The following is a 13589-nucleotide window of genomic DNA, read 5'->3' as shown; positions in this document are numbered from 1 at the left end:
ATGCACATTGCTATGTCGCCGTATCCTCATGTTGGCCCTATTAGTCTCCGCTTTCTTCTTGATGACCAATGAAGTCTCTGCCGCTGCCATATTGAATACGATTTCCGCCCCTGCGGAAGTGAAGTCGAAGCTTGAGCAGCAAGTGAAGCTGTGGTCAGACACGTTGTCGAAGCAGCCTCAATTCGAGGCGTGGAAGAATGCCTCTCCTGTAATTGTACCGATTGGCCCAGGCACGCATGGTTGGCTGGTCACCTTCCAAGTGAACCGTAAGCCTGTTGGCTATATGATTGTGAATGCAACCGTAAACGGCGGTTTTGAGCTTGGGGAATACGGAGCCGGAGATCACCCCGCCTTCGATCCGAACACGCTTTATCGTTCCCTCATCCGCCAAGGCCTGATTACTTCATTCACTGAAGCCATGAAAAAGCCGCTCCATCTGGAACGGCTTTACCTCTCGCCCGTGCTCGCAGTCTGGAAATGGACAACTGCAGCTGGCGAAACTTACTATTTAGATGCTTGGAACGGTGAAGCACTGCCTGTGAACGATAAAATGTGGGACGAGCAGGTCGCTGCTGCCGCCGCTGCCGCGAAGCTTAAGTCACCAACCGTGCCGCTCACTACGGTAGCGCAAGCACATGTCAATCAATGCTTCGATCCGTATGAACGGATGCCATGGCTGACCAAGTCACCTCTATCGTTCGATCAGGTTCGGCTGCACTTGCCCGAATATCTGGATAAAATGAGTCAAATCCGGTATACCGCAGAGCTGTATCGCAAAACCGTGCTCTTCGTGTACCCGGCAATTGGTTATCATCGCTGGAATAGCGGCTCCTCGATTGGCACGGCCGCACCATCTGTCTTCGTTGAAGTGGATTATGAAGGATCGCGCTTTATTCCGATGACAACCATGAATTCCCTCGGCCATTTCTACAGGTAACACTATGAAGGCGGCGTACTTATTCCCGAGGCGATTTAATCCATTGCATAACGCCTAATCCGCCAATACCGAACCAGCGCGTCAGCCAAGGCTCTCTTACAGCTTTGGCTTTTTTGCGGTTTTCACGGTGTGTATCAAGCGGCGTATCGATGAAGTTAATCGCTTTGCCTGTAATGAATTTGATGTAATCTTCCGGTTTCTCGACAGCCATTGCGGTTGCATCTCCTTTTCCCTTATAAATTGCTTATCTACAGTGTCTCCGCTAATCATTCCTTTCAAACATGAATGAGTTTCCTTGGACTGTGCCACGCTAACCATAAGTCTTTTGGAACTGGAGGTATGGCATGTCCATGTCATTTGATCTCATTCGCTGTGCAATTAAACGGCGACTCATTCTTCCACTCTGTACGGTGCTCATCATCAGTTCCGGTTCTGGACAGCCGGCACAGCGTGCTGCAGCATATCCGCTCGATGCGCCTGTCAAGCATACCGCTGCCGCTCGAACTAGTTCGCAGCCGCCGGATTACCATCGAGCACTGCCAAGTGCGGAAGTGCTTATTGATGTAGGACATGGCGGGATTGACGGCGGTGCGCATCATGAAGAAGTCCTCGAGAAGGATATCAACTTGGCGGTTGCCAAGAAGCTGTATCTGCTCCTGCAAGCAAGCGGTATTCGCGCTATCCTTAACCGTGACGCCGATTATGCGCTGAGCGATGACAACCGGTGGAATCCTGCCGGATCCCGGCATCGGCGCGATTTGTCGCAGCGCAGCCAATTGACCAAAGAAATCGAGACGCGAATTCTCGTCAGCATTCATGTCAATTGGGCGCCGGACAAGACTGAGCACGGACCGCTCGTGCTTCATCAGAATGAAGGCGAAAGCGCACTGCTCGCGTTCTGCATCCAGGATGCGCTGAACCGCAAACAGAATACGCGCGCGCTTCCGCGTGTCGGCCGGCCCTTCTATCTGCTCAATGTCGTTAAGCAGCCTGCCGTTATCGTCGAGCTGGGCTTTCTCAGCCATGAAGGTGACCGCGAGATGCTGACCGATCCGCGCAAACAGGTGCAGCTTGCCGAAGCCATCCACTCAGGAGTGCGGAATTATATCCTTCTCCGCTGACGGAACGATCATCTGCGATAACGTGACAAATGTGGTATTCGACTTCATGCCCGGGATGCTCGCCTTCAGAACGGCTGCCGTAATTTTGCCTGGAGGACCGACATGCCCGATCGTGATGCAACTGTCATGGCTCTCGAGATACCTGCGCATGATTCCCACCTGCTTCGAGACATGATTCGCCGTATACACGTCGTCGAGAAACACTTGATTCGACAAGAGCGGCACGCCAAGCTCGGCAGTCAGCTTCGGCAGAACCGTCTTGTACGTTGTGCGGCTATCGAGGAAGAACATGCCATGCTGCTTCACAACGGACAGCACGACGCGCATGACCCGTTCGTCTGCCGTTACCTTGGAGCCCATATGATTGTTCATCCCGACAGCATGCGGCACAGCTTGAATCGCTTCTTCGACGCGTTTGCGGATCTCCACGTCGCTCATCGCCGTTGTGATGGCACCGGGGCCAAGCCATTCCGGCTTACCGCGCACCGGCTCCATCGGCATATGGACGATTACGTCGTGGCCGAGCTTATGTGCGAGCTCCGCATCCTGCTTCGTCGTCGGCAAGAACGGCATGACCGCCACTGTAATATGAACCGGGAGGTCCATCATCTCTGGCGTTCCCGTCTGATTATTACCGAAATCGTCGATAACAATGGCGACCTGACGATTGCTCTTTACTTCGCTTTGTTTATCCGCAGTCACGGATGCCGATGCAATGCCTCCTTCAAGCGGCAAAAGCAGTGTAATTGCAGTCATCAAGGCGCACAAGCCTGTCCATTTTATCCGCTTCATTTGGCTCATTTTGCACATATTCCTCTCTTTTTCGTAAAATGCTCACACTCCTTCATTGTTTGTGTGTATAGGAAAATTTATGTATTTCAGTCATGCTCTTGGGTCAAAAAAAGATGAGCATCATCGCTGATCCCCTTCTTCCCTACGTGCATATTGAATTACATTGAGGATTCTGGCTATATGGCCAGAATTGCCGCTGTTATGGATAAGCTGCTTGAAGGGGTCGGGTTGAACGGCAAGGCCTTTATTCCGATGATTATCGGCTTCGGCTGCAACGTTCCCGGCATCATGGCTGCGCGAACGATCGAACAGCCGAAAGAACGGCTGCTGACCATTTTGCTCACGCCGCTTATGTCATGTTCTGCTCGACTGTCGGTATACAGCTTATTCGTCGGCACTTTCTTTCAATCAAACCAGGCCATTATTGTGCTGTCCTTATACGTTCTCGGGATCGTGGTCTCATTAATTCCGGCCAAGATCTTCTCCTTTACGCTTGCTAAGGAAGAGGCATCCATGTTCATAGTGGAGCTTCCGCCATATCGCATACCCCAGTGGCGAGCTTTATCCCGCAGCACATGGGAGAAAGGAAAAGGATTCGTGCGAAAGGCAGGCACTTTCATTTTCGGGGGTTCGGTTGCGATCTGGCTGCTTGGCTATACCGGTATCCACGGTTGGAACGTGCCGATGGATGAGAGCTTCCTCCAAACCATTGGCTCCTTGCTGTCGCCGGTGTTCTCGCCGTTGGGCTTTGGCAATTGGCAAGCCGGAGCTGCGCTTATTACGGGTTTCCTTGCCAAGGAAGTCGTCGTTTCGACCATGGGAATCATTTACGCTGCACCGACATCTTCAGGCCTTGAGGGGGCGATTACGCACTTCTTCACCCCGTTGCAGGCCTACAGCTTCATGACCTTCATTCTGCTTTACGTGCCGTGACTTGCTACGGTCGGCGTCATCCATACCGAGACCGCTTCTCGAAAATGGACGTTGTTCTCTGTTGGCTATGCGCTTGTCACAGCTTATATCATAGCTTTTATTATTTATCGCACAGGGCTTCTGCTTGGATTTCATTAATTTTCTGGGATGGTGAACCGCTATGCTGTTTAGTATCATCGTCGGCATCGGCATCTTCGGCTATTCGACGTGGTCTCTGTACCGTTATATTGGAAAAACGCGCCAAGGAAAATGTGCAGCATGTTCTCTTAGAACTACATGCACGGCTACGTCAGCCCCCGTCGACAACCGATAACGATAAATAACATAAAATTGCACAATTAAACGACAGACTATTTCATTGCCCGGCGAAGCACAGCCTTCGGCAGGATTTAGTGGATCGCAATCGACTATTATAATGGCCGGCTCGAACCCTTAAGACAATAAACAAGCCAAAGAAGCATCCTGTCCAGATGCTTCTTTGGCGATTTCAGCGGGATTCTTCAAATGTTCTGCCAGTCGTCCCATTCGTCATATGGCAAGTAACGCAGGTTCGGTTTAACTATGCGTTTCTCAATCTTGTCAAATGCCGCTCCGCCGAGGATAAAACGCAGCTTAGGATGACTTCGTGAGATCGCATCAATCCATGCAATGAGCCTGTCCGCATAGCGGACGTCCGTAACGGAGGCAGCTATGAAAGATACTTTATGGCGGTCGATTATCCTCTCCAAATCCGCAAGCGGCGTATCCGGTCCCAGGTACAATACGTCTGCACCGCGTTTGCGAAGGAAAAGGCTGAATGACATCAGTCCCAAATGATGACCGGCGTTATGCAGATAATCCGTCGTACCAGCGGTATAAGAAAGAAACGAATCGGTTTTTCCCTTGGTTCCCTAAGGTTGAGCGATAATAAACCGATTGGATCAAGAATGAGGTGTCCCGTTGCCATCTTCAACACCTTCGGGACACCATTACCTATTTATTCCCCTTACTCTCATTCGATCGGTCGTGCGCTAACTCCTTCGAACGTCAATTGAACTGGACGAATGCTCCCATCCTCTTCGAAAACCATCCGATCCAAGCAGACGACACGGTGATTCCGATCCGTCTCAGTCAGCGGCCGGCGATGATAGACGATAATCCACTCATCCGTGCCAGGCACTTGAATCATGCCGTGATGGCCAGCGCTTGTTGCCACATCCGGGTTCTGCTGGAGGATTTTGCCGACACGCTCGAACGGACCGATCGGCGAAGATGCTTTGGCATACGCAACCGAGTAATCCGGCACGCCCCAGCCGCCTTCCGCCCACATGAAGTAGTAGAAGCCTTTGCGCTTGATCATGCATGGCCCTTCCACGAACTGCTCCGGTGTCACCGATTTGAACGTCTCGCCATCATCAAAAGTGCCGAGGCTAATCATATCCTCGTTCAGCTTCACCACATTGCAATGTCCCCAGCCGCCATAATACAAGTATGCGCTTCCATCATCGTCAATAAAGACATGCGGATCGATGGGCTGCGCGCCGTGATGGAACTTATCGATGAGCGGTTTGCCGATCGCATCGCGGTATGGACCTTCCGGCCGGTCAGCAACTGCGACGCCAATGCCGCCTAATTCTTCATCACTTTGAATATCATTCGCTGCAAAATAATAATAGTATTTGCCATTGCGTTCGATCGGCGAAGGTGCCCACATCGCTCGCCAAGCCCACGAGATGCCGCTCATCTCCAGGATGCGGTCTACCTTGGTCCATTCGATCAAGTCCGTCGAATAGAACGCGTCGAAATGGGTCTGTTCTTCATAAGGTGCCGAATACGTCGGGTAGATCCAATACTTGTTCTCAAATATTCTAGCTTCCGGGTCTGCATACCAGCCTGGAAAAATCGGATTGCCTGATGTTCGCTTAAGCATGCTCTCAGTCACAGTATCCTCTCCCTTTGGTAGAACCAACATATGGACGCAATTATATCAAAAAAACCTTCGAATCATCAATTCGAAGGCTGCGACATTAGAGTATGTAATTGCGACATTACTGACGCAAAGTAGAGTTCTGCGGCCAAATCATTCGGCTATCCTCAGTCGAATCTCCTTGCAGGTAGATTGCTTTTAACCCGTGGTACTTATTTTCAATGGAAATCTGATCGGCAATTGGTTTAGGCTTCAAGTTGCTGACAAGAAAGCCCTTTTTAAATTTGATGTAAAGCATGTTGTCTTCATAGCCGAGCTTATAACCTTTATAGCTTGTCGCACTTTCAACTAACACGATACCCTTTAACGTGATGGATTGATCAGTTGTCGTTACCTCTTTGACTCCCAATACACTCGGATTGATCGGCGTAGTATATAAGTTGATTAGCATGATTCCTGCAATAATGAAAAAGAGTACAGCAATTGCAGTAACAAGAACCTGCTTTGGCATGTTGAAAGCTCTCCTATCCGAAATAAAGCCGGGCAAAATTGAAAGTTATAAAAAAACCCTTCGAACTCAATCGAAGGGTTGTACTGTTAAGGTAAATGCGGTCAAGAGGACTCGAACCTCCACGTCATTGCTGACACTAGAACCTGAATCTAGCGCGTCTGCCAATTCCGCCATGACCGCATATCTCGTAACCAGCTTCTTCATTTCTTCAGAAGCGGCGAGAATTAATATACCATGCGTGTTAACAATAAGTCAACACTTCAGCAAAAAAATTTATTGAACTAGAACTGCACGCATAGCGTGCTTAATGAACCATGTTCAATCGTGTCGTATAGTACACGAATTTCATTCCCTAGCGTATTCGCACCAAGCGCAATCAGCAATGGTGCAAAATGCTCCGCCCTTGGCACACCGCGTCTTGCATGCGGAGCGAGCGTCTCATACCGGCTTAATGCTTCGATATCTCGTGCCAGCACCTTTTCGCGAATCCAATCTCTGAATTCCACAGCCCACTGCCGCGGCGGGGCATCTCCTGCACGATCGATCTCGTTAAAGTTATGCGTCAGGAAGCCGCTGCCGATGACAAGAATTCCTTCCTTCTCAAGCCCTTGCAGCGCTTCGCCGATTGCGATTTGCTGACTTGCGGGCAAGTAGGGATTAACCGATACAGGTACGATCGGGATATCCGCTTCCGGGTAGGCATGCATCATAATCGGGAAGACACCGTGGTCAAGACCGCGATATTTCTGCTGAACCGGAATGTTGTGACTCCGCAGCCTCTCTTCTACCATATTCGCGACGATCGACGAGCCTCTCGCCGGATATTGCACCTGATAGTACGACTGCGGGAAGCCGTAGTAGTCATAGACCATCTCATGGACGTCGTCCGTAGAGGCAATGGTCGTAATCTCGCTCTCGAAATGGGCAGAGAAGATAACGATAGCTTTCGGACGGTTCTCTTTGCCATAGCGGTTAAGAAAAGCGGTAAATTCAGACTGCTCAAATATCGTCATTGGCGATCCATGCGCCAGAAATACAGGTGAAATCAAATTCAGCCCTCCCTCTTACCAGCGGCCAATCGCAACGATTACGAGAAGCACAATAAAGATGACGTTCATGAAGACAGCTTGATTCTCTTTGCGCTTCGCATGTACGCCAGCTGCCAGCACCATGACAACTGCCAGGGCAATGGCTGCAATCGAAGTCAGAACAGGCGCTACGTCTGCCGCGAACGGTACAATAAGTCCAATCGCGCCAAGCAGCTCCGACCAGCCGATGAAATTAATCATTCCCTTGGAGTAATCTTGTGCCCAAGGCATGCTCGACTTCACCTTCTCCACCTGAAATGCTTTCATCATACCGCCCATCAGGAACGCTAGTGCCAATACACCTTGAATAATCCAAAGTGCAATATTCATCCTCATTCTCCCCTTATCTAATTTGTTTTTAACAACTGTCACCAGCAATTGAATGGACCTTGTTATGGTTGTCTAATATCCCCTAGGGCATTTATTGAGAAGTAGTTTCTTTAAAGTGACATAGTATACAAAAAGATACCTAAGGAGAAATCTGATGTCTGCGAATTGTGAGTTTACGACAGTGCTCGAGATTTTAGGCGGCAAGTGGAAGCCTACCATCATGTATCATCTCTTCTCAAACGGTACGATGCGATTCAGCGAGCTGCAGCGCGCCATGCCGGAGATTACGAAAAAAATGCTGACGGCACAGCTTAGAGAGCTCGAATATCATGATATTGTGCATCGTGAAATCTATCAGCAAATACCGCCGAAAGTGGAGTATTCCATGACCGAGCATGGCAAAGGGCTGACGCCTGTTCTGATGGCCATGAACGATTGGGGGAAGGCGCATCTCAATCATCTGAGCACACTATATGGCGAAGAACAGCCACTGAACGAAGCTGCGAGCAACATCGAAGGATAACAAAAGGACGATCTCCAGCACTTGATGTGCAAGAGGTCGTCCTTTTTCGTGACATGGATGAATAGATTCCTAATATAGAACGGGAGGGATCTATGATGAAGAAATTCAGATTGCTGCTAATAATGGTTATGCTCCTTGCGATTACCATGACGCTGACGAGCTGCGTCCCAGGTGATGGCGTCAACACCGCAAGCCGTCCCGCAGGCTTCTTCTGGGGCATCTGGCATGGCTGGGTCGCACCGATATCACTGATAATCGGTATTTTCAAACATCACATCCGAGTATACGAGATTCATAACATCGGCTGGTGGTATGATGCCGGATTTTACATTGCGGTCATCAGTGGCTTCGGAGGAATCTCGTTAAGCAGAAGAAAAAAATATGTTTCGAAACACTCGAAAAATTGTGATTGATTATTGATGCTCACAACACCCTTCGAAATATCGAAAGGTTTCACGATTAAGTAAATTTAAAAAGCAGTTTATTTTTATTAACTTTACACGTTTTATCGTCAATTTAATAATTACACTAATAAATGGAATCGTTGAGGTGGACATACTTTGGAGCAACTAGACACGATACTCATTGTCGATGATAGCCATCTGCATAATGCGATGCTGAACGATATTCTCGCGCCGCATTATCGCGTAATGATTACGGATAACGGATCTAAAGCATTGCATATCGCTTCGACCCAGCGGATCAATATGGTCCTTCTGGACATTATGATGCCGGGTATAGATGGCTTTGCCGTTTGCCATTCTCTCAAGAACATCCCCGCTCTAGCCGAAATCCCTATTCTGTTTATAAGCGCACTCTCCAACACCAGCGACATCGTTCACGCCTTCAAAACGGGCGGAGCCGATTATATTACGAAGCCGTACCAAGCCGAAGAGGTTCTGGCGAGGATAGGCGTTCACTTGCGGCTTCAACGTTCCAAAGCTGAAGTTCAATCGCTCTTATCCCAAACGATGAATGGCGTCATTGAGATTATCAACGATTTGTTGACCAGCAAATATCCCGTCCTTGTTCGCCACGTCAACCAAATGAGATTAACTGCGGAGAAGATGATGCAGCTTCTCTCCATCGGCAGGCATCATCCGCAATCAACTTATTCATCCAGCAAAATTACAGCAAGATCTATCGGATATCACCGTTCCGGGTCAGTTCATTCTGAACATGCTCATTATGTTTGAATCGTATTTGTATCAGGGCTTTGCGCCTAATCAAGCGCTGGAGAGGATCAAGAAGAGCGATCCCCTTATCCGCCTATGCTTGTTGGAGCGTTGGAGCAAATCGTTGCATCGGAGTATGTACTCGTTGAGAAAAAGATTCTATATGAGGAACTTAAGCCTGGCATGGTGCTCTTGAGTCCGGTAATTAACCGCTCAGGGGTTAAATTACTTCCGGTTGGCATCGAATTAACGGAGAACCAAATCCAAAACATACTGAGCTACTATCGAGATCACAAGCTGCTCTTAAGCACTGTAAGTGTGATGGACTACAAGTCCAAATAAGCAAAAAAAAAAACCTTCGATGATTATCGAAGGGTTGTGCTTGTAGAAGATGGTGCGGTCGAGAGGACTCGAACCTCCACGGCTGTTACACCACTAGAACCTGAATCTAGCGCGTCTGCCAATTCCGCCACGACCGCATCTGGCAGTTTGTCGCTTCAAGTGAAGCAACGAAAATTAATATACCATAACCGTCTTGGACAAGTCAACCTATGCAATTTATTTTTTGATTTTTTTTTCTTAGCCAGCTTCAAACCCTTGATGAATCGCATCTAGCAGCTGGTAAGTCGTGTCGCAGCAATACTCCCAGAACATGATTCCCGCGAGCCCTTCCCGAATGACAAAATCAGCTTTATGCTTCATCGATTCTTCGTCATCGTACGTAATAAAATTCTCGCCATCGAATAAGTATGGCGCCTTCGCCTCGTCATCCCAGTAGCGGATGTACCCGTTCTTCCCGATGAACTCGTTCACCAGCTTCGTATAATCCGGGCCGTAGCCGCCAGTTGTTCCGGCCATCTGATGCAAGCCATGATGGACGTTCGGCACTTGCTTCCACATCCGCGAATAGAACGCGGCGCCAATGACGATTTTCTCCTTCGGTACGCCTGCATTTCTGAACAAGCGAACCGACGCTTCCACGCTGATACGGAACAGATCGCCGGTCGACGCATGCAGATTCGTATGATGCCCAGTCAAAGTCTGGAATCCGCCGCGCATATCGTACGTCATCAGTTGAATGAAGTCCAGATAGCGATGCACCTGATCCATTTCCGTGCCGTCGATATAGTATTGGTCCGCGCCAGCCGCGATCGTTAATAAGTAGTGGCGGCCAGTTTCAGACCCAAGGAGATCGAAAGCGTCTCGGAGCTCCTTAAGCAGCAATGTAAAGTTGACGCGATCATCCGGGCTCGCCCCAATACACGCAACGCCATAGCAAGGATACTCCCAGTCCAGATCGATCCCGTCAATCGGATACTCACGCAGAATCGCCACAGCCGTATCCGCCATCCGTTTGCGGCCTTCCGCTGTTGATGCAGCTTCGGAGAAACCTCCGGCACTCCAGCCGCCAACAGAGAGCAGTATGACGAGGTCAGGGTTGTATTGCTTCAACGTCTGAAGACTGTCCAAATGCTTCAAATGAGCGATACTGATGCCGTCGTTCACGACATGTCCGAATGCGATATTCATGTGCGTAAGCTTACGTGCATCTTCTTCTCTTACTTTAGGCAGCCATGTATCTCCGACATAGCCAGCTTTGATATAACTCGATTTCAACCTGATCTCCTCCATCATTGCATGTATTGAACCGTTACTCCTGCCACAGCTTCCCGTCTTGCCCGATATGATAAGTGCTTTGAGCGTCTACGGATGCCGCGGAAATTTGGAACAGGCGACTCGTAATTTCAATGCGCGGTTGAATTGTCCAACCCTCGTCCCCCATTAACAATGCCGGGTCCATCGTGTAATGGCCATGCTCGGCGTAATAATTGCGCTGGCGGTAATACAGACGCCGTAATTCCCATTTCACAAGCTCATCCGGCGGCAGCGTAAATGTATCCGTAGTCTTGTCATCGCCAAAAACAACGTAGCCCCATAGCTCTGGGTAATGCATATTAATAATCCCCTGCGGCGACCATACCCAGTTGTCTTCCGGATACGGCTTGCCTGTAGCAGGATTAACGACCTTCACATAACGGCCATCCTTCACTTCCACTTGCCATTCGACCCTGGAAAAATTAACGCGCCAGAACTGTCCGATCGACGGACGCTTCCGGTCATTCGCGCACTCCAGCAAGCTCTTCCAAGGGATTGCTACCTCGATGCTCCAGCTGCGGTTATCCGCATTCGGATTGTTCAGCTCCCCATCAATGTGTACCGCTGTCTTCAAGCCTGCAATATCCCAAGCATCAACCGGAGGTCCTCCATCACGGTAAGGTTTAACGAGCAGCAGATCCCATACCGTATTCAGAGCGTTAATCTCAAACTCGTAGTATTGATGCGAATCGCCGTCTGGATCGATGAAGATCTCGAAGTCGTTATCGTAGAAAATGACAGAGTCGCGCTCGGTAAGCGTCGCCCAAATTTCGTTCTCCATCAGCTCTGCGCCGAAATAGAAATACTCATCATCCCATAGCATTTTGACACGTGTCTGCTTGGCTGGCAGCGGCCTTGCATCACCTTCGATGTCTACGAAGTCTTCCGTCCATTGCGCATGCGCCCAGAACGGCTTATCCAGCCTGCCGTCGAGCTCCAGAGCGCAAGCAGCCCTGCGGCATATGTAATGCTCCGGCGCATAGGACAAGACGGCTGGCTCAGGTACTCTGCTAACGTTCATGTTCGATTCTCTCCCAATTAGATATATCATCTTGTAGTAACTCCGTCTTTTTTTCGCCTTCATTATACCCCTTTTCATCATAAATGTAAGTAAAAGATATATCTTTATATCAAAAACCGTGGGACTAACTATATCTTATTAAGCAAAATAGCCTCCCACAACGAGTCGCAATAAACATACTCGCAAGGAAGGCTATCTGTAATGGCCTAACTATTCATTTCCATTATGCAGCTCCGGACCAGGTCCGACCGTCTGCCTCGAGATCCACTTCACGGGGATAATTGCCCGCTCCTGCTGAGTCATGCCGTTCTCCAGCTGATCTACAATCATCATCGCGGAGCGCCGGCCGATCTCCTCGTAATTTTGCTCCAGCGTCGTAATCGGAACGTCCGCTTGCGTGCACAGAACATCGTTGTCGAAGCCGATAATCGACAGCTCTTCCGGAACTTTGATTCCAAGCTCAAGCGCGGCCTTCAAGCAATCGTACGCGACCAAATCATGCTCGGCTTGAATGGCGGTCACACGCAGCTCCTGCAGCTTGCCGACAAGCTTCTTGTAGAACTCTCGGCGAACTGGTGCTGCACCTTCAGCATCGCCCGATAAATTGCTGAAGCATAGCTCGATATCGAGCGGAATTCCGTTATCTTGCAGCGCTTTGCTGTAACCGAAGAAACGGTCTCGAACGGTGCTGCGGTATTGAATCCCGACCGTCGAAATAAATGCGATTCGCGAATGGCCGAGCTCGATAAGCTTGGATGCCGCGATGTACCCGCCTTCTTCATTATCAGAAACCACGCTGCCGATCGTCAGCAAGTTATAGTACTGATCGAGTGTCACGATCGGATAGCCGTTCATATGCAGGGCATGTACGACATCCAGGTTATGCTGCGTGCTGACAGGATAGAGGATGATGCCGGCCGTGCCTCGTTTGGGCAGCGACAGAAGCAATTCCCTCTCCCGTTCGCTGCTCCAATCACTGTTATGTATGCTTAAGAAGTAGCCAATGGATTCCAAATATCCGGAAACCGATTGGATATGCTCCAATGAATTGTTCTGGGTTTCGAATGGAAGCACCATCGAGATAATCGGGCTCGCTTGCCGCGTGACAGGTAACTCGGCAGGTTTCTTAACGTCATCCTGCTTCTTGACGAAGCTGCCGCTCCCTCGTCTCCGGTAAATCAGACCTTCCCGCTCCAGCTCTATTAATGCGCGTTTGGACGTGATACGGCTGACGCCGAACTGTTCCGCGAGCTCAAGCTCCGTCGGAAGCTGCTGACCGGTCACATATTCTCCCCCAGAAATACGATCGCGCAGTATCCCGAGTATTTGACTATATAACGGTTTATTATCGCTCAGCACGATCGTTACACCTCACAGCTGCGTTCTCGGCGCTGTAACCGGCTCATAAATATAACTGCGGCTGAGCTTTACCACACGGCGATTGCGCTTGCGGATAACGACGCTGTCTGCGTCCCAAGCTACGACGATGCCCATCACATCATTGCCTTCCATGCCGTCACGAACGACACGAAGCGATGTACCTTCTACCCGATATTGATCGAGCTGCTCTTCAGAGATCACGGACCTACACTCCTT

General features: G+C 49.6%; 16 protein-coding genes, 2 tRNA genes and 1 pseudogene. 6 read left to right on the top strand and 13 right to left on the bottom strand.

From position 1 onward, the window contains the following. Positions 1-7 precede the first annotated feature (7 nt). On the top strand, positions 8-937 hold the full coding sequence (locus A8990_RS14365) for a hypothetical protein (protein WP_147306812.1): 930 nt from the start codon (positions 8-10) through the stop codon (positions 935-937). A gap of 19 nt (positions 938-956) precedes the next feature. Here the strand turns inward: A8990_RS14365 and A8990_RS14360 are convergent, their stop codons facing one another. After that, positions 957-1148 carry a YqzE family protein gene (locus A8990_RS14360; RefSeq protein ID WP_116189721.1) on the bottom strand — a complete coding sequence of 64 codons (192 nt, stop codon included), beginning with the start codon at positions 1146-1148 and terminating at the stop codon, positions 957-959. Positions 1149-1281: 133 nt separating this feature from the next. Here A8990_RS14360 and A8990_RS14355 point away from each other — a divergent pair, with 133 nt between their 5' ends. Continuing rightward, positions 1282-2058: an N-acetylmuramoyl-L-alanine amidase family protein gene (locus A8990_RS14355; RefSeq protein ID WP_245996020.1), complete on the top strand. Its 777-nt coding sequence runs from the start codon at positions 1282-1284 to the stop codon at positions 2056-2058. Here A8990_RS14355 and A8990_RS14350 read toward each other — a convergent pair. Continuing rightward, positions 2026-2859, bottom strand: a complete 834-nt coding sequence (locus A8990_RS14350; RefSeq protein WP_425463905.1) for a divergent polysaccharide deacetylase family protein — start codon at positions 2857-2859, stop codon at positions 2026-2028. The two genes, A8990_RS14355 and A8990_RS14350, sit on opposite strands and share 33 nt — an antisense overlap. A 141-nt stretch (positions 2860-3000) precedes the next feature. Here A8990_RS14350 and feoB point away from each other — a divergent pair. Next, positions 3001-3921, top strand: a pseudogene (gene feoB, locus A8990_RS14345) (ferrous iron transport protein B); the annotation flags it as partial. Positions 3922-4283: 362 nt separating this feature from the next. On the opposite strand, the gene A8990_RS14335 reads toward feoB, so the two are convergent. The 6 genes from A8990_RS14335 to A8990_RS14310 form a co-directional block, all read right to left on the bottom strand. Next, positions 4284-4616 carry a cobalamin-dependent protein gene (locus tag A8990_RS14335; RefSeq protein ID WP_342772841.1) on the bottom strand — a complete coding sequence of 111 codons (333 nt, stop codon included), beginning with the start codon at positions 4614-4616 and terminating at the stop codon, positions 4284-4286. Between the two features lie 158 nt (positions 4617-4774). Continuing rightward, positions 4775-5692 carry a glycoside hydrolase family 43 protein gene (locus A8990_RS14330; RefSeq protein WP_220376810.1) on the bottom strand — a complete coding sequence of 306 codons (918 nt, stop codon included), beginning with the start codon at positions 5690-5692 and terminating at the stop codon, positions 4775-4777. 118 nt (positions 5693-5810) lie between these two features. Next, on the bottom strand, positions 5811-6200 hold the full coding sequence (locus tag A8990_RS14325; protein ID WP_116189717.1) for a hypothetical protein: 390 nt from the start codon (positions 6198-6200) through the stop codon (positions 5811-5813). A 96-nt stretch (positions 6201-6296) separates the two neighbouring features. Next, positions 6297-6380: transfer RNA gene (locus A8990_RS14320), tRNA-Leu, on the bottom strand. 101 nt (positions 6381-6481) lie between these two features. Then, entirely contained in the window at positions 6482-7249 is a 768-nt protein-coding gene (locus A8990_RS14315; RefSeq protein ID WP_116189716.1) for a DODA-type extradiol aromatic ring-opening family dioxygenase, read from the bottom strand. Positions 7250-7264: 15 nt separating this feature from the next. Next, the gene (locus A8990_RS14310) at positions 7265-7618 is read right to left on the bottom strand and encodes a DoxX family protein (RefSeq protein ID WP_116189715.1); all 354 of its coding nucleotides are present in this window, start codon (positions 7616-7618) and stop codon (positions 7265-7267) included. Between the two features lie 154 nt (positions 7619-7772). On the opposite strand from A8990_RS14310, the gene A8990_RS14305 reads away from it, so the two are divergent. From A8990_RS14305 to A8990_RS14295, 3 genes are all read left to right on the top strand, one after another. Next, positions 7773-8141, top strand: coding sequence for a winged helix-turn-helix transcriptional regulator (locus tag A8990_RS14305; protein ID WP_116189714.1), 369 nt, complete (start codon positions 7773-7775; stop codon positions 8139-8141). A gap of 92 nt (positions 8142-8233) precedes the next feature. After that, positions 8234-8554 (top strand): hypothetical protein, encoded by a 321-nt coding sequence (locus A8990_RS14300; RefSeq protein WP_245996018.1) that lies wholly within the window; start codon positions 8234-8236, stop codon positions 8552-8554. Between the two features lie 147 nt (positions 8555-8701). Beyond that, on the top strand, positions 8702-9337 hold the full coding sequence (locus A8990_RS14295) for a response regulator (RefSeq protein ID WP_116189712.1): 636 nt from the start codon (positions 8702-8704) through the stop codon (positions 9335-9337). 371 nt (positions 9338-9708) lie between these two features. On the opposite strand, the gene A8990_RS14285 is transcribed toward A8990_RS14295, so the two are convergent. The 5 genes from A8990_RS14285 to A8990_RS14265 form a co-directional block, all read right to left on the bottom strand. Continuing rightward, a tRNA-Leu gene (locus A8990_RS14285) sits at positions 9709-9795 on the bottom strand. Between the two features lie 100 nt (positions 9796-9895). Beyond that, complete coding sequence (locus A8990_RS14280) at positions 9896-10933, bottom strand: glycoside hydrolase family 18 protein (RefSeq protein WP_116189752.1); 1038 nt, start codon at positions 10931-10933, stop codon at positions 9896-9898. Between the two features lie 34 nt (positions 10934-10967). Beyond that, a complete protein-coding gene (locus A8990_RS14275; protein ID WP_116189710.1) occupies positions 10968-11993 on the bottom strand; it encodes a carbohydrate-binding family 9-like protein in 1026 nt (341 codons plus the stop codon). Between the two features lie 210 nt (positions 11994-12203). Next, entirely contained in the window at positions 12204-13352 is a 1149-nt protein-coding gene (locus A8990_RS14270) for a GntR family transcriptional regulator (protein ID WP_281272506.1), read from the bottom strand. Between the two features lie 12 nt (positions 13353-13364). Beyond that, positions 13365-13574: a hypothetical protein gene (locus tag A8990_RS14265; protein WP_116189708.1), complete on the bottom strand. Its 210-nt coding sequence runs from the start codon at positions 13572-13574 to the stop codon at positions 13365-13367. Positions 13575-13589 lie beyond the last annotated feature (15 nt).

Origin of the sequence: Paenibacillus taihuensis (assembly GCF_003386535.1) — a bacterium.
Taxonomy (GTDB): Bacteria; Bacillota; Bacilli; order Paenibacillales; family Paenibacillaceae; genus Paenibacillus_Z; species Paenibacillus_Z taihuensis.
The sequence above is the reverse complement of the archived record's forward strand: the minus strand, read 5'-3'. Positions and strand labels throughout refer to the sequence as shown.